Source organism: Streptomyces sp. NBC_01689, assembly GCF_036250675.1.
Taxonomy (GTDB): Bacteria; Actinomycetota; Actinomycetes; order Streptomycetales; family Streptomycetaceae; genus Streptomyces.
In genome coordinates, this window is sequence record NZ_CP109592.1 from 2,488,615 (window position 1) to 2,508,479 (window position 19,865).

Genomic DNA, 19,865 nt, shown 5'->3' on the forward strand with positions numbered 1-19,865 from the left:
GCCGCGGTGAGGGTTCTCCCGCTCACCCGGACGGTCCGACCCGGCGCCGGGTTGGGCCGTCCGGGTGGCGGCGCCCCCCTCGATCCGGGAGCGGTGGCCACCCCTGAGGACGCCTCGCCCCCCCGGAGCGCGCCTCACGGCCCCTCAGAACGCCCTCGGTGGAACCGGCCCGCCCGGCCCCGACCCCGGCGACCGCGACAGCAGCAGCGGCAGAGGCACCGACCAAGGCACGACCGTGAGGTCGCCCGTCCCCTCACAGGCCGCGCCCGGCCTAGGCCACGCCCGGCCCGGCGTGCGGCACGGTGACGGCCGTCGCCAGCAGGCCCCGGCGAAGGGTCCAGCGCCCGTCGAAGGACTGGATCCGGTGCCCGCCGACCACCGGTCCCGGTACCAGGAGCGCCGCCCGGAATCCGCCGGACCGTTCGGGACCGCCCGAGACGGGACCGGCCAGGGGGTTGCCCCGCACGGACTTCCCGCCCACCGGTCCGCGGGACACGGAGCCCCGGGAGACCCAGCCCCCGACAGGGGTCTCCCCCGGTGCGAAGGCCCCCGCGCCGGCGCCGTGCGGCGCCGGACCGCCGTCCTCGAAGAGGTCGATGTCCGCCTCCAGGAAGTCCAGCCACTGCCCCATCAGGGGGAACCAGGCCTTGTAGACGGACTCCTTGGCGCTGAAGAGCAGCCGGTCCCAGTGCACGGAGGGGTCCCGCTCCGCCAGCCGCCGCAGACGGACGTGCTCGGTGGAAAGCGCCACAGAGACGATGACGTCCTCGGGCAGTTCCTGGTGCGGTTCGGCGTCGATGCCCAGCGAGGCCAGGTCACCGGCGCGGGCGAGGGACGCGGCGCAGTAGCCCTCGCAGTGCGTCATGCTGCCGATCAGCCCGGCCGGCCAGACCGGCGCGCCGCTGTCCCCGCGCGGAATGGCGCGCGGGGCCACCCCGAGCTTCTCCATGGCCTGCCGTGCGCAGCCCCGCACGGCGGCGAACTCATTGCGCCGTTTGGGTACGAACGACACCGCGAGCGCCTCTTCCTCAGGATACAGCCGCGCGCCCCGGGCGGCGTCGTCACCCAGCGCCTCCACGCTCACGACCGAGTCCGGGAGCAGCTCCTCGATCACCGGTTCCGACCTCCATCGGCAGTATGCGGCGCAGTGTTCCCGGCGGCCCCGGGCGGGGACGCCACTCCCGGGGGTAGCCCACCGAGACCTCCTCGAAGCGGACCCCTTCGAGGTGGGTGGTCCGCGGGATGTGGAGATGTCCGTAGACCATGACCTCGACGCGGAACCGGCGGTGCCAGTCGGCGGTCAGTCCGGTGCCGCACCACATCGCGAACTCGGGGTAGCGCAGGACGTCGGTCGGGTGGCGGTCGAGCGGGTAGTGGTTGACCAGCACGGTGGGCAGGTCCTCGGGGAGCTCGGCGAGCCTGCGCTCCGTCTCGGCGACCCGCGCCCGGCACCAGGCCTCGCGGCTCGGGTAGGGGTCGGGGTGCAGGGTGTACTCGTCGGTGCAGATCACCCCGGTCTTCTCCGCGTACGCCAGGCCCTCGTCCTTGGTCGCGCAGCCCGGCGGCAGGAACGAGTAGTCGTAGAGCAGGAAGAGCGGCGCGACGACGACGGGGCCGCCCGGTCCGTCCCAGACGGGGTAGGGGTCCTCGGGGGTCGTGACGCCGAGCTCGCGGCAGAGGGCGACGAGATGCTCGTAGCGCTCCACCCCGCGCAGCGTCACCGTGTCCTTGGGATGGGTCCACAGCTCGTGGTTGCCGGGCACCCAGACGACCCTGCGGAAGCGTCCGGCGAGCGTTTCGAGGGCCCAGCGGATGTCGGCCACGGTCTCCGAGACGTCACCGGCGACCAGGAGCCAGTCGTCGTCCGTCGAGGGGCGCATCGCCTCGACCAGGGCGCGGTTCTCCGGATACCCGATGTGCAGGTCGCTGATGGCCAGCAGGTTCCCGTGTCCGCCGGCCGTCGACCGCACCCTCGCCACCTCCGAGAAAAGGACTGGAAACACAAGAACACATTCGTCCTCGCGGGACAAGGACGGACTGTGCGCGCCGGGGTCCCGGCCCGGCCCGGGACGCCCGGTGCCGCGGGTGGGGAAATCCGTAACAGGCCCGTAGCACCACTGCGGTCCCGCTCCCCTTATGATCGCCCCAACACGGCCGCCATGAACCTACCTTGGCGTACGGCGGCTCGGTGTCCCTCCCTCCCCCCTGGCCGGGCACGGCCCGCTCCGCCGTGCCCGGGAACCGTGAAAGGCGGCCTGCATGGTCTCTCGCGTACGCGTCTGGCTCAACCGCACGTACGCGGAGAACGTGTTCTTCATGGACCAGCTGCGAAGTAATCCGCAGCGCCGCGCGGTCGAGATCCATGCCACCCACGGTGACCCGGACTCCCCCGTACTGGCCGCCGCCGACACGGCCGCCATGGAGCCGGACGGTCTCTCCCCCGCCGCCTACGTCGAGTACGCGCTCGACCAGTGCGCGCGGCACTCCGTCGACGTGTTCGTGCCGGTCCTGCACCAGCCGGCGATCGTGGCGCACCGCGCGGAGTTCGCCGCGCTCGGTACGGCCCTGCTGGCGCCCTCCGCCGAGGCCGTGGCCGTCTTCCAGGACAAGGCGACCGCCTACCAGGCGGTGCAGGCCGTGGGCGTGCCCGTGCCCCCGTGGTGGCGGGTGCGCACCCCGGAGGAGCTGACCGAGGCGGTCGAGCTGCTGGAGGCCGACGGCCACCGGGCCTGCTTCAAGCCCGCGGCGGGCGCGGGCGGGGTGGGCTTCCGGGTCCTGACGCGCACCCCCTTCTCGATGATGCACCTCAGCGGCTTTCCCAGCCCGTACGTGCCCCTCGACCTGGTGGTGGAGGCGATGCGGGAGACCGACGAGCCCGTCGACTGGCTGGTCATGCCGCGGCTGGCGGAGCCGGAGGTGTCCGTGGACTGCCTGACCGGTCCGGACGGCGTGGTGCGCATGGCGGTCGGGCGCACCAAGAACGGCCGCCGCCGGGGCTTCACGCTCCATCCTTCGTGGATCGAGCCCGCGCGGCTGCTCGCGGAGGCGTTCGGGCTGCACTATCTGACGAACATTCAGTTCCGGATGCTCGGTGACGAGCCGGTCCTGATGGACGTCAACACCCGCCCGGCGGGCGGTCTGCACCAGCTCGCCCAGTGTGGCGTCAACGCCCCTTGGGCCGCTGTGCAGTTGGCCCTGGGTGAGGAGACGGGCGACCTCGTCCCGCCGATCCTCGCGCCGGACTACACCGTGGTGGCGGGCCCGCGTCCGGTGCGTCCCGTGTCGCTGCCGCAACAGCGGACCGACACGGCCGTCCCGGTCACCCCCGTCACTGCCGTTCCCGCCGCTCCCCCGCTGCCGGCCGTCCCGGCCCCCGCGGCGCAGGTGACGGCGGCCCCGGCGTCCGCCTCCGCCGGTGCGCCGACCGGTGCGAGCAGCGCCGCCACCGCTCCCGCCTGAGCGAGACGGGCCGGCCACTCCGCTCCTCCTGCCACTCCCCCGTGCCACCTCTGTCACCCCCGCCACCCGGCCCTCTCGACCCGTCCCTCCGTCCCATGCCCCGCCCCCTCGCATCTCCGGTCGGCACACCGGTCCGGACCAGTTGACGCACAGCGTCTTGACAGCTCGATTGGTCCATACCAACTTGGTTGCGCACCTCTCAGCACTCCCGAACACCCCCATTTCTTCAGGGAGATCGCGTGCGCATCACCGACCTCGGACGTTCCAGACGTCGCTTCTTCGCTCTGCTCGGCACCGCCGCCCTGGCCCTGGCCGGGGCGGTCGCCCTGCCCACCACGGCCCAGGCGGCCAACATCCTCTCCAACCCCGGCCTGGAGTCGGGCAGTCTCTCCCCCTGGTCCTGCACGGGGAATCTCGGCTCGGTCGTCTCCAGCCCCGTGCACGGAGGCTCCAAGGCCCTCGCGGGCGCGGTCAGTTCGAGTGACAACGCCCAGTGCAGCCAGACCGTCGCGGTGCAGCCGAACACCACGTACAGCCTCTCCGGCTGGGTGCGTGGCAACTACGTCTACCTCGGCGTGGACGGCGGTGCCTCGACCTGGACCACCTCCCCGTCGGCCTACAGTCAGCTCTCGGTGTCCTTCACCACCGGGGCCTCGCAGACCAGCGCCAAGATCTACGTCCACGGCTGGTACGCGCAGGGCACCTACTACGCGGACGACATCAGCCTCGACGGTCCGGGCGGCGGGGGCGGCTCCGACACCCAGGCGCCGACCGCTCCGACGAACCTGACCTCCACCGGCAAGACCTCGTCGACCGTGTCGCTGTCGTGGGGCGCGTCGAGCGACAACGTCGGCGTCAGCGGGTACGACGTCTACAGCGGCTCGAACCAGGTGCTCAGCGTCTCCGGCACCAGCGCTACGGTCGGCGGGCTGTCGCCGAGCACGGCGTACACCTTCACGGTGAAGGCGCGGGACGCGGCCGGGAACACCTCCGCGGCCTCGAACTCCGTGAGCGTGACGACGAGCGCGGGCGGTGGCGGCACCACCGGCTTCAAGCAGGCCGCGCCCTACCTCTACCTCGGCTGGGGCGACCCGCCGAGCGCGACCTCGGTGATGAGCGCGACCGGGATCAAGTGGTACACGATGGCGTTCATGCTCGACTCGGGCGGCTGCAACCCCGCCTGGGACAGCAGCCGGCCGCTGACCGGCGGCACCGACCAGACCGTCATCAACCAGATCCGCTCCGCGGGCGGTGACATCGTCCCGTCGTTCGGCGGCTGGCAGGGCAGCAAGCTCGGCGCCAACTGCTCCTCCGCGAGCGCCCTGGCGGGTGCGCTGCAGAAGGTGATCGACGCCTACAGCCTCAAGGCGATCGACATGGACATCGAGAACACCGACGAGTTCGAGAACGAGGCCGTCCAGGCGAAGATCCTGACCGCGCTGAAGACCGTGAAGGCCAACAATCCCGGCCTGCGCACGATCGTCACCTTCGGCACCTCGACGACCGGTCCGTCGTACTACGGCAACCGGCTCATCGAGCAGGCCCAGTCGCTCAACGCCGGGATCGACGTCTTCACGATCATGCCCTTCGACTTCGGCGGCGGCTCCGACATGTACGGCAACACCGTCAACGCCACCGAGGCGCTGAAGACCAAGCTGAAGTCGACCTTCGGCTGGGACGACGCCACCGCGTACTCCCACATCGGCATCTCGGGCATGAACGGCCTGTCCGACCAGCAGGAGAACACGACCCCGGCCATCTGGACGTCGATCCGTGACTGGGCGAACAGCCACCACATCGCCCGGCTCGCCTACTGGGCGGTCAACCGCGACCGGTCCTGCCCCGGGGGCGGCGTGGTGAGCAACTGCTCCGGCATCAGCCAGAGCACCTGGCAGTTCACCTCCATCACCGCCGGGTTCACCGGCTGACACCGCCCCGTGGGGGTGTCCGGCCCTCGTCCGGCCCGGCCACCCCCACCCGTGCGTCCCTTCGCCGGGACCCGGGACGCTCAGTCCTTCCGCACGGTCAGCCGCAGCGTCCGCACCTCGAAGGGCCGCAGCGACACCGCGACGGTGTCCCCGTCCGTCTCCGCCGCGCCCAGCGGGCGTTCCAGCAGGTCGGTGACCTCAGCCCCGGCGAGGGGGAAGCCCGTGCGCAGGGTGCCGGCGGCCCGGCCGCCGCGTGACTCGTAGAGACGTACGACGACATCACCCGAGGCGTCGTCGGCGAGCTTGACCGCCTCCACCGTCACCCCCTCGCCGTCGACGGAGACGACGGGCGCCCCGCTGTCGGCCGCGTCGGCCACCCGCAGCGGCAGGTTGAGCGCGTAGCCCTCCGCGATCGCGTCCTCGACGCTCGCCCCCGGCAGCAGCGCGTAGGTGAAGCGGTGCCTGCCCTGGTCGGCGCCGGGGTCGGGCACCCGCGGGGCACGCACCAGGGAGAGGCGGACCGTCGTCGTCGTACCGCCGTCCTCGCGGACCGTGCGGGAGACGTCGTGGCCGTACGTCGAGTCGTTGATGACGGCGACGCCGTAACCGGGCTCGGCGACGTGCACCCAGCGGTGCCCGTAGACCTCGAAGCGCGCCGACTCCCAGCTGGTGTTGGTGTGGGTGGGGCGCTGGACGTGACCGAACTGGATCTCCGCGGAGGAGTGCGGAGCCCTGATGTCCACCGGGAAGGCCGCCTTGAGGATCTTCTCCGCCTCGTGCCAGTCGATCTCGGTCTCGACGTCGATCCGGCGGCTGCCCGCCCGCACGGTGACCGTCTGCACGATCCGCGAGCCCTTGCCGAAGGCCCGTTCCACCCGTACGGCACCCAGCAGCGGTCCGTCCTCGACCACGGTCACGGACTCCGCGACGAGCAGGTCCGTGTAGCGGTTGCGGTAGTGCTTGTCGATGTCCCAGGCGTCCCAGTGGTTCGGGAGGTCGCTGTGCAGACGCAGGAGGTTGCCGCGGTCGGCGAGGACCTCGCGGCCGGCCACCAGGTCGCGCACGGAGGCCAGCGTGCCGTCCGCGGCCAGTTCGACCCGGACCAGGCCGTTGTCGAGGACGTGGCCGTCGACGACGGTCACCGGCCGTGCGGGGCTGTCCGTGCCCAGCGGCGCGCTGCCGTTCGCCGGGACCTCGGTGTACACCGGGACACCCTCGGCGGTGCGCACCACCTCGGCGCGCGCGACGGGGCTGGTGTTGAACACCCGGGTCCCGCCGCCGCCCAGCGCGGCCACGGCCTGCCGCGTGATCTCCTCCAGCTCGCGCGCCACCCGCGCGTACTCCGCCTCCGCCTCCCGGTGCACCCAGGCGATGGAGGAGCCGGGCAGGATGTCGTGGAACTGGTGGAGCAGGACCGTCTTCCAGAGCCGGTCGAGCTCCCCGTACGGGTACGCGTACCCGGGTGCCCGCAGTGCGGCGGTGGTCGCCCACAACTCGGCCTCACGCAGCAGGTGTTCGCTGCGCCGGTTGCCCTGCTTGGTGCGGGCCTGCGAGGTGTAGGTGGCGCGGTGCAGTTCGAGATAGAGCTCGCCCGACCAGACCTGGTCCTTCGGGATCTCCTCGCGGGCGGTGGCGAAGAAGGCGTCCGGGTGCTCGACGCGTACCTTCGCCGAGCCCTCCAGGTTCGCCAGCCGGCGGGCCCGTTCCATCATCTCGCGGGTGGGGCCGCCACCGCCGTCGCCGTGGCCGAAGGGCGCGAGAGAGGTCGAACCGCGGCCCTTGTCCTGGTAGTTGCGGACGGCGTGGGCCATCTCCTGCCCGGAGAACTCCACGTTGTAGGTGTCGACGGGCGGGAAGTGCGTGAAGATGCGGGTGCCGTCCAGTCCCTCCCACCAGAAGCTGTGGTGGGGCAGCTTGTTGGTCTGGTTCCAGGAGAGCTTCTGGGTCAGGAACCAGTCGTTGCCCGCGAGCTTGGCCAGCTGCGGGTAGGCCGCGTTGTAGCCGAAGGAGTCCGGCAGCCACACGCCCTTGGTCTCGACGCCGAAGTGCTCGATGAAGAACCGCTTGCCGTGGACGAGCTGGCGGGCCAGCGCCTCGCCGCCGGGGAGGTTGCCGTCGGCCTCCACCCACATGCCGCCGACCGGCGCCCAGTTCCCGTCCGCCACGGCCTTCTTGATGCGTTCCCACACATGCGGGTGGTGGTCGCGCACCCACGCGTACTGCTGGGCCTGCGAGCAGGCGAAGACCAGTTCCTCGTACTCCTCGGCGAGCGCGGTCACGTTCGAGAAGGTCCGCGCGGTCTTGCGCTTGGTCTCGCGGATCGGCCAGAGCCAGGCGGAGTCGATGTGCGCGTGGCCCACGGCCGAGAGGGTGTGGGCGCTGGCGTGCGCGGGCCTGGCGAGCGTGGGTGCCAGGACGGCGCGCGCCGCGGCGGCGGTCCCGGAGACGTCGTCCAGGTCCAGGGCGTCCAGCGACCGGTCGAGCGCGATCATGATCTCGTGGCGGCGCGGGTCGCTCTCGCCGAGCTCCAGCATCAGCTCGCGCAGCACCTGGAGGTCGAGATCGAGGTGCCAGACGTCCTCGTCGAGAACGGCGATGTCCGCGCGCCGGAAGGTGTAGAGCGGCGCGGATCCCGCCGTGAGCCGGTCGCCGAGCGGGGTCGGGCGCGCGAAGTCGTCCGCCAGGATGTCGGGGTTCGAGGCCGCCTCGACGAGGTAGTCGACCCGTTCCCCGCCCGCCGCCGGACGGGCGATGGGCACGTACTGGTTCTGCGGGTTGACCGCCTTCAGCGGCACCCCGTCGGGGAGGTGGACCAGCGCCTCCGCCTGGTTGCCGGGCCAGTCCCCCACGAACCCGAGGTCGAAGACGGCCTCGACCCGCCTGCCCGCCCAGTCCTCCGGGACGGTTCCGCGCATCCGGAACCAGGTGGTGCCCCACGGCGGTCCCCAGGGGGTGCCCATCGCGAAGGGTTCGTACGGCGCGGCGGCGGCCTCCTCGAAGGGGACCGGTTCACCGGGCGCCTGCCAGACCTCGACCTCGAAGGGGACGGAGGCGGCGTGGACGGCGGGCTTGATGCGCTGGTCGTGGACGCGCTGGACGCGCTCCTCGATCCGGCGGCGTTCGTCGTGCATATGAGGTCTCCAAGCGGACGGGGAGCGCTACTTGAGGTACGCCAGACCGGGGTGGGCGGAGGTGTATCCGTCGATCAGCCGCCGGGCCACGTTCACCGAGTCCACCAGCGGGTGCAGGGCGAAGGCCTTGACGGCGGTCGTGCGTGAGCCGGACTCGGCCGCGGACAGCACCTCGCGCTCCACCGCCTTGACCGCGCACACCAGTCCGGTGGCGTGGCCGGGCAGCGGGTCGACGGAGACGGGGTGCGCGCCGTTGGCGTCGACGAGGCAGGGCACCTCGATGACGGCGTCCGCGTCCAGCACCGCGAGGGTGCCGCGGTTGCGGACGTTGAGGATCAGGGTGGTCCGCTCGTCGCGGGCGATGGCCCGCATCAGCGCGAGCGCCACCTTCTCGTACCCGCCGGAGAGGTCGTCGGCGGCGCGCTCGCCCGCGCCGGCCGCGTCCCGGTTCTCGGCCATGTAGGTGGCCTCGCGCTCGGCCCGGGTGCGTTCCCACGCGGTGAGCGCGGCGGTGTCCGGGCGCTTCATCTCCTCGTAGAACCGGCCCTGCTGGTCGCGCAGGAACGCGCCGCGGGTCTTCTCCGCGCGCTGGTAGGCGCTGACGGCCTCCCGGTTGAAGTAGTAGTAGTGCAGGTACTCGTTGGGAACCGCGCCCAGGGACCGCAGCCAGTCGGCGCCGAAGAGCTTGCCCTCCTCGAAGGAGCCGAGCAGAGCGGGGTCGGCGAGCAGTCGCGGCAGCTCGTCCCTGCCCTCGACGCGCAGCCCCCGAACCCAGCCGAGGTGGTTGAGGCCGACGTAGTCGATGAAGGCCTCGCGGGGGTTCGCGCCGAGGACGGTGGCGATCCGGCGGCCGAGGCCGACGGGTGAGTCGCAGATGCCGATGACCCGGTCGCCGAGGTGGCGCGACATGGCCTCGGTGACCAGACCGGCGGGGTTCGTGAAGTTGATGACCCAGGCGTCGGGGGCGAGCCGGGCCACCCGCCGGGCGATGTCGACGGCGACCGGCACCGTGCGCAGGCCGTAGGCGATGCCGCCGGCGCCGACCGTCTCCTGGCCGAGGACCCCCTCGTCGAGGGCGACCCGCTCGTCCGCCGCCCGGCCTTCCAGACCGCCGACCCGGATCGCCGAGAAGACGAAGTCGGCGCCGCGCAGGGCCTCGTCGAGATCGGTGGTGAAGGACACCTCGGGGGCGTCGGGGTCCCCCGCGGCCTGCTCGCCCAGCACGCGGGCGACGGCCGCGAGCCGGCCCGCGTCCACGTCGTGCAGGACGACACGGGTGACGCGGCCCTCGGCGCGGTCCCCGAGGAGCGCCCCGTACACGAGCGGCACCCGGAACCCGCCGCCGCCCAGAATCGTCAGCTTCACGCCGTCTCCGCCTTTCCTGTCACGACCACCTGCACGCCCGCCTCTTCCAGCGAGGACCGCGTCGCCGGGTCCGGCGGGCCGTCCGTCACCACCACGTTCAGCTCCTCGGGCCCGCAGACCCGCGCCATCCCCGTCCCCGGGAACTTCGCGCGGTCGGCGAGCAGCACGACCTTGTCACCGGCCCGGATCATGGCGCGTTTGACCGGCACCTCGACCACGGTGGTGTCCATGACCTGCCCGCCGGGGCGTATCCCGCTGGTGCCGAGGAAGAGCCAGTCGGCGTGCAGTTGACGCAGGTTGTCCTCGGTGAGGAAGCCGACCAGGGAGCGGTACTCGCGGCGGACCATGCCTCCGAGCAGCACCAGCTCGATGTCCTCGTCGTCCACGAGCTCCTCGTAGACCACCAGGTTGCTGGTGATCACGGTGATCCGGCGGCCGTGGAGCTGCCGGGCCAGCCGGTAGGCGGTCGTGCCGATGTCGAGCAGGACGGACTGGCCGTCCTGGACCATCGACGCGGCGCAGGCCGCGATGGCGTCCTTCTCGGCCACCCGGACCTCGGCGACCTCGGCGAAGGGCTGGTCGCCCTCGTCGACGACCGCGCCGCCGTGCACCCGGGTGAGCAGCCCTTCCTCCTCGAGTCTCAGCAGGTCACGGCGGACCGTGGCCGGGCTGACGCCCAGTTGTTCGGAGAGATCGGTCACGGCCGCGGGCCCGCCGGAGCGCAGGGCCCGCAGGATGAGTTGATGTCGTCGCTCTGCCAGCACCCTGCGAACAGTACTCGTCATCTTCAATCATTTCTATGCTCAGTTCTGCTCGACTCTTGCCAAATTGACGCGATGCGCGCACGATCCTGGTCACCGCTTGCAGACTTTTGACGAGAGGATGTGCTCGTGGGTGACGAACGGCCCGATGTCCTGCTGACCGGGCTGCTCTTCTACGACCTCGTCCTGACCGGACTGGGGAAGCCGCCGACCCCCGGCGAGGAGATCTGGACCGAGGGCATGGGCGTGAGCCCGGGCGGCATCGCCAACCTGGCCGTGGCGGCGGCCCGTTACGGTCTGCGCACGTCCCTGGCCACCGTCCTCGGCGACGACCACTACGGGGCGTACTGCCGCGAGGTCCTCGCCGGCCAGGAGGGCATCGACCTCTCCCTCTCCCGCACCGCGGACGGCTGGCACACCCCCGTCACCGTCTCGCTGGCCCACGGCGACGACCGGGCCCTGGTCACCCACGGGCAGAAACCGCCGTACTCGCAGGACGAGCTCATGCGCGACGCGCCCGCGGCGCGCACCGCCCTCGTCCACCTGGAGGCCGAACCGCGTGCCTGGCTCGCCGAGGCGGCCGCGCACGGCACCCTGATCCACGCGGACGTCGGCTGGGACCCCACCCAGCGGTGGTCCCAGGACCTGCTGGACCAGCTCTCCCTGTGCCACGCCTTCCTCCCCAACGAGGCGGAGGCGATGGCCTACACCCGTACCGGGAGCGCGGGAGCGGCCCTCGGCAGACTGAGCGAGCTGGTACCGGTCGCCGTGGTCACCCGCGGCGGCGACGGCGCGATGGCGGTCGACCAGACCACGGGCGAGTACGCGGAGGTCCCGGCCCTCGACATCGATGTCCTGGACGCGACGGGGGCCGGAGACGTCTTCGGCGCGAGTTTCGTCGCCGCCTCGCTCGGCGGCTGGCCACTGGAGGAACGGCTGCGCTTCGCGGTACTGGCCGCCGGACTCTCCGTTCGACGGCACGGCGGCGCCCTCGCCGCGCCCGGCTGGTACGGCATCCACCGCTGGTGGCGGTCGCTGCGCGATCCCGCGCTGCGCCGTACCTACGGATTCCTGGCCGAACGCATCCCGGCCGATCCCGGCCCGCCCGTCCACCACGCCCCGGTGACGCCCCCCGACACCACGCGTCGTCCGTACGTCCCCCGATGACCCCCGTCACGACACCCCGTACGGTCCTTCGCCCCGCGTCTCCTCCCCCGCGTCCGCCCCCCATGGTCCGCCCCCCACACCGTCCAGCGCCCCATGGTCCGCCCCCACATGGTCCGCCCCCACATGGTTCGACCCCCCATCGTTCGATCCCTCGTACACGAAGACCGAAAAGATCCGAAAGGCGGTGGGAGCAGTGCTGCTCTCACGAAGGGGCCTGCTCCGCGCCGGCCTGGCCGGAGCGGCCGCCACGACGCTCGGCGGCCTGACGGCCGGCTGCGGTGTCCCGACCGGCTCGACCGGACGGAACATGGTGCTCTGGTACTGGAGCGGCGGGCTGAGCCCGAAGGTCGTCCAGGACGCCCGGGCCCGCTACGACAGCGCCGTGAACCTCCAGGCCATCCAGATCGGCGGCTACTACCGCTCGAAGCTGCTGACGACCCTGACCGGACGGGCCCACATCCCGGACATCGCCGGGCTCAAGGGCGAGGACATGGCCTCGTACCTGCCCGACGCCGACCAGTTCGTGGACCTGCGGACGCTCGGCGCGGACCGGTTCAAGGACCGGTACCTCGGGTGGAAATGGGACCAGGCGATCGCCGAGGACGGCTCGATGGTGGGCTTCCCCATCGACTGCGGACCGGTCGCCCACTACTACCAGCCGGCCGTCTTCGAGAAGGCGGGGCTGCCGCACGAACCGGCCGACGTCTCCAGGGAACTCGCCACCTGGGAACAGTTCTTCGCGGCCGGCGAGCAGCTCAAGAAGCGTGTCCCGGGCTCCTTCATCCTCACCGACGCGCTGAGCGTCCTCAGCATCTCGGTCAACCAGTCGACCAAGCGGTTCGTCGACAAGGACCGGCACTTCATCGGCGACCAGGAGCATGTGCGCACCGCCTGGGACCGCGCCGTCGAGGCCACCCACCGCGGTCTGGTCTCGAAGATCGTCAACGGTACGCCGGACAACACCTCCGCCACCGAGCGCGGGCTGCTGCCCAGCCAGCTGAACGCCTCCTGGGCGGCCGGCGACATCAAACTCAACGTGCCCAGGACCAAGGGGAGATGGCGGGTCGCGAACTGCCCCGGCGGACCGTCCAACATCGGCGGCTCGTTCCTGGCGATCACGAAGGCGTGCCGGCAGCCGGAGAAGGCCTTCGAGATGATCACCTGGATGCTCGACGCCGACAACCAGGCGCAGGGGTTCGTCGACTCCGTGCTCTTCCCCTCGACCCCCGAGTCGTACGCCATGGAGAAGCTGCGCGAGCCCGACCCGTTCTTCGGCGGACAGATCACCATGGACGTCTTCGGTCCGGCCGCGCGCGAGATCCCGGTCGCCTACAACAGCCCGTACGACATCGCGCTCAGCACCCCGATCAACGACGAGATGCGGAACTTCTACGTCCTCGGCAAGGACCCGGAGAAGGCCTGGAGGGACGCCATGAGCAAGTGCCGGCGCATCGCGGACCACCTGGGGGTGAGCTACTGATGGCCATCGCGCAGACGCTGGAGACGACACCTCCGCCTCCGGCCTCCCCGCCGCCCACCGTCCACCCCGGGAAGGGCGTCCTCAGCCACTGGCGGCTGTACGCCGCGATCTCCCCCTTCTATCTGCTCTTCCTCGTCTTCGGACTGGTCCCCGTCGGCTTCTCCCTCTATCTCTCGTTCCACCGCTGGGACGGGCTCGGGCCGATGGAGTTCGCCGGACTGTCGCAGTACCGCTACTTGCTGACGGACAGCCAGTTCTGGAGTTCGATCGGGAACACGCTCGTGATCTGGGCGCTGGCAACCTTCCCGATGATCTTCCTGTCGATGGTCACGGCCGTACTGCTCAACTCCGCGGTGCGCTTCAAGAACGTCTACCGCTTCGCCTACTTCCTGCCGAACGTCACCTCGATCGTGGCGGTCGCGATCATCTTCGGTTCGGTCTTCTCCACCAACTTCGGTCTGGTCAACGCCCTGTTGCAGGCGGTCGGACTGGACCAGGTGGCGTGGCTGAACACCCCCTGGGGCATCAAGGTCGCCGTCGCGACGCTGATGACCTGGCAGTGGACCGGGTACAACGCGATCATCTTCCTCGCCGGGCTCCAGACGATCCCCGGCGAGCTGTACGAGGCGGCGCGGATGGACGGCGCCGGTCCCGTGCAGACGTTCTTCCGGATCACCCTCCCGCTGATGCGGCCGGTGCTGCTCTTCGTGCTCGTCATCTCCACGGTGACCGGTCTGCAGACGTTCTCCGAGCCCCAGGTGCTGCTGCAGTCCACGGACAACAACTCGTCGTTCGCGGGAGGACCGGGCCACTCGGGCCAGACCATGGTCCTCTACTTCTTCCAGCAGACCTTCGACAACAACGACTTCGGCTACGGCGCCGCCGTGGCCTGGGGCATCTTCCTCGTCGTCATCATCTTCTCGATCATCAACTGGCGGCTGGTGCAGCGCCGGGGCGAAGACTAGGAGGCCCCACCATGGCATCCCTCAAGGGTTCACGGCGCCGGGGCGCGGGTCTCCACCTCGTCCTGATCGCCGGTCTGCTGCTCTCGGTCCTGCCGTTCTACTGGGCCGTCATCATGTCGACGCACTCGTCGACCGAGATCTTCTCCTACCCGCCGAAGCTGCTGCCCGGCTCGCACTTCCTGGAGAACGCCCGCCATCTCTTCGACAACGTCGACTTCTTCGGGTCGATGGCCAACTCGCTGCTGGTGGCGGGCTCGGTGACCGTCCTGGTCCTGTTCTTCGACTCGCTCGCCGCGTTCGTCTTCGCCAAGTTCCGCTTCCCCGGCCGGCGCGTGCTGTTCGCGCTGATGATGGCCATCTTCATGGTCCCGGCCCAGCTCCAGGCCATCCCGCAGTTCGTCATCATGGCGAAGCTGGGCTGGATCGGCTCGATGACCGCGCTGATCGTGCCCGCGGCGGCCAACGCGTTCGGCATCTTCTGGATGCGCCAGTACATGAAGAGCGCCATCCACGACGAGCTGCTGGACGCCTCGAAGCTCGACGGGGCCGGCTTCCTGCGCCAGTACTGGCATGTGGCGCTCCCGGTCGTCAGGCCGGGTCTCGCCTTCCTCGGCATCTTCACCTTCATGGGCCAGTGGAACGACTACGCCTGGCCCCTGATCGCCCTCACCAATCCGGACAACGTGACGCTGCAGGTCGCGCTCTCCCAGCTCAACGGCGTCCACGGCACCACCGACTACGGAATGGTCATGACCGGCGCACTGCTCGCCCTCGTCCCCCTGCTGATCGTCTTCGCGATCGGCGCCCGGCAGATCATCGCGGACCTCGGCAAGGGGGCCATCCGCTGATGAGCGACCCGCTCCGCACGCTCCGCCCCTGGGAGTCCCCCGAGGTGACCTCCTGGGGGCGGCTGCCGATGAACGCGCTGGACCGCCGGGCGGGCGCCCTCTCGCTGGACGGCGACTGGCGTTTCCAGCTGCTGCCCTCCCCGGACGCCCCCGTCCACGCCGACTGGTCCAGCCAGCCGGTCCCCGGCGCCTGGACCGTCCAGGACACCGACGACCTGCCGCAGTACACCAACTTCGCGATGCCGTGGGCCGAGTTCCCGCCCGCCTCCCCCGCCGACAACCCCACGGGGGTGTACGAGCGGGAGGTGGACGTTCCCGCCGAATGGGCCGGGCGCCGGATCGTGCTCCAGGTCGGTGCCGCCGGGAGCGTGCTGCTGGTCCATGTGGACGGGCGGCCGGTGGGCGTCTCCAAGGACTCCCATCTCGCGGCCGAGTTCGACCTCTCGGCTGTCGTACGACCCGGTGGGCGCGCGGTGTTGCGGCTCACCGTCGTCAAGTGGTCCGACGCCTCGCACCTGGAGGACCAGGACCAGTGGTGGCACGCCGGGGTCACCCGCCCGGTCCTGCTCTACGCCACCGATCCGCTGCGGCTCGCCGACGTGACCGTGCGGACCCGGTCCGACGGCACACTGCGCGTCGACTGCCAGGTGCGGGACGCGGCGGGCGCGCTGCCCGCCGGCTGGTACGTCACCGGTGAACTGGACGGACTTCTCCTCACCCAGGACGCGGAGTTCGAGCGGTTCAAGGAGGAGGACGGGCGGGTCTCGGACTTCCTCGGCGAGGCCCGCCTCCGCACGGTCGTCACCGGCGTGCGCCCCTGGACCGCGGAGACACCCGTGCTCCACCCGCTGACCGTACGGCTGCACCGCGCCGACGGTTCGGTCGCCGACACCTCGCACCACCGCGTCGGCTTCCGCGAGGTCGAGATCCGCGGCCGGGACCTGCTCGTCAACGGCGAGCGCGTCTACATCAGGGGCGTCAACCGGCACGACTTCCATCCCCTGACCGGCCGCACGGTGTCGTACGAGGACATGCGCGCGGACCTCGTCACCCTGAAACGCTTCGGCTTCAACGCGATCCGCACGGCCCACTACCCCAACGACCCCTCCCTGCTCGACCTGGCCGACGAACTCGGCTTCTACGTGGTCGACGAGGCGGACATCGAGGCCCACGACCACGCGCACGAGATCGCCGACGACCCGCGCTACCTCGGCGCCTTCGTGGACCGCGTCTCCCGGATGGTGCTGCGCGACAAGAACCACCCCTGCGTCATCGTCTGGTCGCTCGGGAACGAGTCCGACCACGGCGCCAACCACGACGCCGCCGCGGGCTGGGTCCGCCGCCACGACCCCACCCGTCCCCTCCAGTACGAGGGCGCGGCCAAGCTCGACTGGGCCGGTGCGACGATCGCCTCCGACATCGCCTGCCCCATGTACGCGCCCCTGGAGGACTGCGTCGCGCACGCCCTCTCCGGCCGGCAGACCAAGCCGCTCATCCAGTGCGAGTACTCGCACGCCATGGGCAACAGCAACGGCACGCTCGCCGAGCACTGGGCGGCCATCGAGTCCACCCCCGGGCTTCAGGGCGGTTTCATCTGGGAGTTCTGGGACCACGGCATCCTTCAGCGCGTGAGCGACGGACGACCGGCCGGACGCGGCGGAGCCGGACTGTACGGCCACGGCGTCACCGCCCCGGGCCATCGCTGGGCCTACGGCGGCGACTTCGGCGAGGCGGTGCACGACGGGGCCTTCGTCGCCGACGGGGTGGTCTTCCCCGACCGCACCCCCAAGCCGGTGATGTTCGAGCACCGGGAGATCGCCGCGCCGGTCCGACTCACCTTCAGCGAAGGCGAGTTGAGGGTGAGCAACCATCAGCACTTCCGCGGTCTCGACTGGCTCGCCGCCGAGTGGCGGCTGTCCCTCGCGGACGGCGGCACCCGTGTCGCGCCGGCCGAACTGCCCGCCGTCGCCGCGGGTGGATCGGCCGTGGTCCCGATGCCGTTCCCCCTGCCCGCGGAGGGTGGCGAGGCCTGGCTGACGCTGCGGGTGACGACGGCCGGCGAGGAGGCGTGGGCGCCGCGGGGCACCGAGGTGTGCCTGCCGCAGGTGCGGTTGCGGGCCGCCGTCCCCACCACACCGGCCGGCCTGCCGGGCCCGCCCGTCGAGGTCGACGAGGACGGGCTGCTCGTCCATCCGCTGCTCACCGCCGCCCCCGTGCTCTCGTTGTGGCGGACCCCCACCGACAACGACGAACTGGGCGGCATGGCCGCGCGCTGGCGGGCCTGGGGGCTCGACGCGCCGCGGCGCGAGGTGCTCGACGTGCGGCGCCGGAACGCGGGCGTCACGGTGGTGTCCGCGTACGCGACCCTCGCCGGAGCCGTCCGGCACGAGCAGGTGTTCACCCGGTTCGAGGGCGGGATACGGATCGAGGAGACGGCCGAACTGCCGGAGGGGCTCACCGACGTACCGCGCGTCGGCTCCGTCTTCGAGACGGTCCCCGGGCTCGATCTCCTGGAGTGGTACGGACAGGGCCCCTGGGAGTCCTATCCGGACCGCAGCGCGGGCGCGCCCGTGGATCATCACGCGCTCGCCGTGGACGACCTGTTCACCCCGTATCTGCGGCCGCAGGAGAGCGGCGGGCGGCACGGTGTGCGCCGCTTCACGCTCTCGGCGCCGGACGCCACCGGCCTCGCGGTCACGCTGGACGAACCGCGTCAGGTGTCCGTGACCCGCTACCGCGCCGAGGATCTGGCCGCCGCCGCCCACCACGACGAGCTGGTGGCGCGGCCCGGCTGCGTCGTCCGGCTCGACGCCGCCCACCGGGGTCTCGGCACCGCCTCCTGCGGACCCGACACCTCGCCGCGCCATCTCGTCCGGCCCGGCACCCATCGCTGGTCCTGGACGCTGCGCCCGCTCTGACGCCGATCCCGCTCTCACCCCCTCGTCCCGATGGAGCAGACGTGACAGACAGGCGCACCTCGCACACCGGGACGCGGGCCGGGGTCTCCCCCCCGCGGGCGCGACGGGTGCGCCGACCGGGCGGCGCGACGCGGACCCCCGGCCCCGCGGCCCGCCTCACCCGCGCCCCGGTTCCACCGCCGCGGTCGCCGGGCGCCAGGAGATCCGTGCTCCCGGTCGTGAAGGGCGACGATCACGTGAACGACGACGATCAATGGGGGGCGGCCGTCGACCAGGGGCGGCGGAGGTGACGACCGGGGGCGGCGGAGGTGATCGCCACGGCTGAGGCGACGCGGCGGGCAGGGGCGGGTTCGGCTACGGGCTTCCCTCGGCCGACGGCCCCGCGGTCACCGCCGATGGCCCGCGACCGGGGTCCGCGCCGGTGACCGCGGGCGTACCCAGGTGATCGCGGGTGTACCCCGGTGATCGCGGGTGTACCCCGGTGATCGCTGGTGTTCGCGGGTGTTCGCCGGCGTGCCGGTGGCCTCCGGCCCGGACCACGGGATCAGGACGAAGGTCTGCCGCCGTCCGCCCCGACGGTTGTTGCGGACCCGTCCGCGCGGCATGCTGTGCGGGATACGGACGATCCGCCCCGCCCGGGGCCCGGCCCAGGGAGTCCGCCATCGCAGGCCGGCAGCGTGCCACCGACGAGGCGGGTCCCCGGGCGACCGGCGATCCGCTCCGGCCCTCCGGCCCCCGCCGGACGGATCTCCCGCCGCGCTCCCCGGCGACGGACCGCGGCGGCCGGACCGCGCGTGCCCCGCGGTCGGCGCCCGACCGGCTGCTCTCGGTGCTCGCCGCCTTCGACCACGAGCACCCGGCCCTGTGTCTCACCGACATCAGCCGCCGGGCCGGGCTCTCCCTCACCACCACGCACCGGCTGGTGGGCGCGCTCACCGGGTGGGGCGCCCTGGAACGCGACGAGGACGGCGCGTACCACGTGGGGCTGCGCCTGTGGGAGCTCGCGGCGCTCGCTCCGCGCGGCCTCGCGCTGCGGCAGGCCGCGCTGCCCTACCTGGAGGACCTGTACGAGGCCACGCACGAGAACGTGCAGATGGCGGTGCGCGACGGCGCCGAGGTCGTCTACATCGAGTGGCTGTCCGGACGCTCCGCGGTGGGCGTCCGCATCCAGGTCGGCGCGCGCTGGCCGCTGCACGCGACGGGCGTCGGGCTGGCCCTGCTCGCCCACGGCGATCCCGCGCTGCAGGAGTCCTACTGCCGTGGTCCGTTCGTCGCGTTCACCCCGTACACGATCACCGACGGGGAACGGCTGCGCCGCGAGCTGGCCGAGGTGCGCCGTACCGGTGTGGCGGTGAGCAGCCGCCAGGTCACCGACGACGCCGTGTCGGTGGCGGCCCCGGTGCGGCGGGCGGGCGGGGCCGTGGTCGCGGCGGTCTCGGTCGTGGTCCCCTGGCACGACGGCGGGGTCCCCGCGCTGGTCCCGGCGGTCCGGCTCGCGGCGCGCGGGATCTCACGGGCCCTGGGCTGGCAGCCGGGGCCTCCGGCCGGCGGAACGGGGGTGGCCGTTCCCCCGCCGGCCGCCCCGGAACCGTAGGACGACGGCCCGCCCGCCGCGGAACCCCGGACCCACCGCGGAAGCCGTACGCACCGGCACCCGGAACCCGGCCTGGTCCGGCCGGCAGGCCGGCAGCGCCCTCCGAGGGCCGTCTCCGTGTCTGGGCATTTCCCCCTTCATGCCGTGAACTCCCTTGTGGCGTAAGGAGTTTCTCGGTTCTACCTCTTGACGGTACGAGTGCCGGAGAGCACATTGGCCGACGCACTCTGAGAGCGCTCTCAGAGTGCG

The 19,865-nt window shown here is 71.9% G+C and carries 13 protein-coding genes; 8 read left to right on the plus strand and 5 right to left on the minus strand.

All coding sequences use genetic code 11. From position 1 onward, the window contains the following. Positions 1-271: 271 nt before the first annotated feature. On the minus strand, positions 272-1,114 hold the full coding sequence (locus tag OG776_RS10610) for a 4'-phosphopantetheinyl transferase family protein (RefSeq protein WP_148013396.1): 843 nt from the start codon (positions 1,112-1,114) through the stop codon (positions 272-274). Beyond that, positions 1,062-1,970, minus strand: coding sequence for a metallophosphoesterase family protein (locus OG776_RS10615; RefSeq protein WP_148013397.1), 909 nt, complete (start codon positions 1,968-1,970; stop codon positions 1,062-1,064). The genes OG776_RS10610 and OG776_RS10615 overlap by 53 nt, the downstream gene beginning before the upstream one ends. A 289-nt stretch (positions 1,971-2,259) precedes the next feature. On the opposite strand from OG776_RS10615, the gene OG776_RS10620 reads away from it, so the two are divergent. Then, a complete protein-coding gene (locus OG776_RS10620; RefSeq protein ID WP_329320270.1) occupies positions 2,260-3,459 on the plus strand; it encodes an ATP-grasp domain-containing protein in 1,200 nt (399 codons plus the stop codon). 239 nt (positions 3,460-3,698) lie between these two features. Then, entirely contained in the window at positions 3,699-5,387 is a 1,689-nt protein-coding gene (locus OG776_RS10625; RefSeq protein WP_329320272.1) for a carbohydrate binding domain-containing protein, read from the plus strand. An 80-nt stretch (positions 5,388-5,467) separates the two neighbouring features. Here the strand turns inward: OG776_RS10625 and OG776_RS10630 are convergent, their stop codons facing one another. Genes OG776_RS10630 through OG776_RS10640 form a run of 3 tightly spaced genes read right to left on the minus strand, consistent with a single transcriptional unit; the run spans position 5,468 to position 10,647 of the window. Next, entirely contained in the window at positions 5,468-8,518 is a 3,051-nt protein-coding gene (locus OG776_RS10630) for an alpha-mannosidase (protein ID WP_329320274.1), read from the minus strand. Positions 8,519-8,545: 27 nt separating this feature from the next. Beyond that, a complete protein-coding gene (locus OG776_RS10635) occupies positions 8,546-9,883 on the minus strand; it encodes a 6-phospho-beta-glucosidase (protein WP_329320276.1) in 1,338 nt (445 codons plus the stop codon). After that, entirely contained in the window at positions 9,880-10,647 is a 768-nt protein-coding gene (locus OG776_RS10640) for a DeoR/GlpR family DNA-binding transcription regulator (protein ID WP_148014078.1), read from the minus strand. Before OG776_RS10640 ends, OG776_RS10635 begins: the two co-directional genes overlap by 4 nt. Before the next feature lie 126 nt (positions 10,648-10,773). Here OG776_RS10640 and OG776_RS10645 point away from each other — a divergent pair, with 126 nt between their 5' ends. From OG776_RS10645 to OG776_RS10670, 6 genes are all read left to right on the plus strand, one after another. Beyond that, positions 10,774-11,811 (plus strand): carbohydrate kinase family protein, encoded by a 1,038-nt coding sequence (locus OG776_RS10645; RefSeq protein ID WP_329320278.1) that lies wholly within the window; start codon positions 10,774-10,776, stop codon positions 11,809-11,811. Positions 11,812-12,004: 193 nt separating this feature from the next. Then, a complete protein-coding gene (locus OG776_RS10650) occupies positions 12,005-13,291 on the plus strand; it encodes an ABC transporter substrate-binding protein (RefSeq protein WP_329320280.1) in 1,287 nt (428 codons plus the stop codon). Then, the gene (locus OG776_RS10655) at positions 13,291-14,256 is read left to right on the plus strand and encodes a carbohydrate ABC transporter permease (protein ID WP_148011575.1); all 966 of its coding nucleotides are present in this window, start codon (positions 13,291-13,293) and stop codon (positions 14,254-14,256) included. Before OG776_RS10650 ends, OG776_RS10655 begins: the two co-directional genes overlap by 1 nt. Before the next feature lie 11 nt (positions 14,257-14,267). Next, positions 14,268-15,104, plus strand: a complete 837-nt coding sequence (locus tag OG776_RS10660; RefSeq protein WP_148011576.1) for a carbohydrate ABC transporter permease — start codon at positions 14,268-14,270, stop codon at positions 15,102-15,104. After that, the gene (locus OG776_RS10665) at positions 15,104-18,022 is read left to right on the plus strand and encodes a glycoside hydrolase family 2 TIM barrel-domain containing protein (RefSeq protein WP_329320282.1); all 2,919 of its coding nucleotides are present in this window, start codon (positions 15,104-15,106) and stop codon (positions 18,020-18,022) included. The genes OG776_RS10660 and OG776_RS10665 overlap by 1 nt, the downstream gene beginning before the upstream one ends. Before the next feature lie 820 nt (positions 18,023-18,842). Next, the gene (locus OG776_RS10670) at positions 18,843-19,616 is read left to right on the plus strand and encodes an IclR family transcriptional regulator (protein WP_329323686.1); all 774 of its coding nucleotides are present in this window, start codon (positions 18,843-18,845) and stop codon (positions 19,614-19,616) included. The last annotated feature ends 249 nt before the right edge of the window (positions 19,617-19,865 follow it).

Bases quoted from the DNA above. Each gene is read 5' to 3' on its own strand.
- OG776_RS10620 (WP_329320270.1), top strand. From the start codon at position 2,260: ATGGTCTCTCGCGTACGCGTCTGGCTCAACCGCACGTACGCGGAGAAC.
- OG776_RS10630 (WP_329320274.1), bottom strand. From the start codon at position 8,518: ATGCACGACGAACGCCGCCGGATCGAGGAGCGCGTCCAGCGCGTCCAC.
- OG776_RS10655 (WP_148011575.1), top strand. From the start codon at position 13,291: ATGGCCATCGCGCAGACGCTGGAGACGACACCTCCGCCTCCGGCCTCC.
- OG776_RS10660 (WP_148011576.1), top strand. From the start codon at position 14,268: ATGGCATCCCTCAAGGGTTCACGGCGCCGGGGCGCGGGTCTCCACCTC.
- OG776_RS10665 (WP_329320282.1), top strand. From the start codon at position 15,104: ATGAGCGACCCGCTCCGCACGCTCCGCCCCTGGGAGTCCCCCGAGGTG.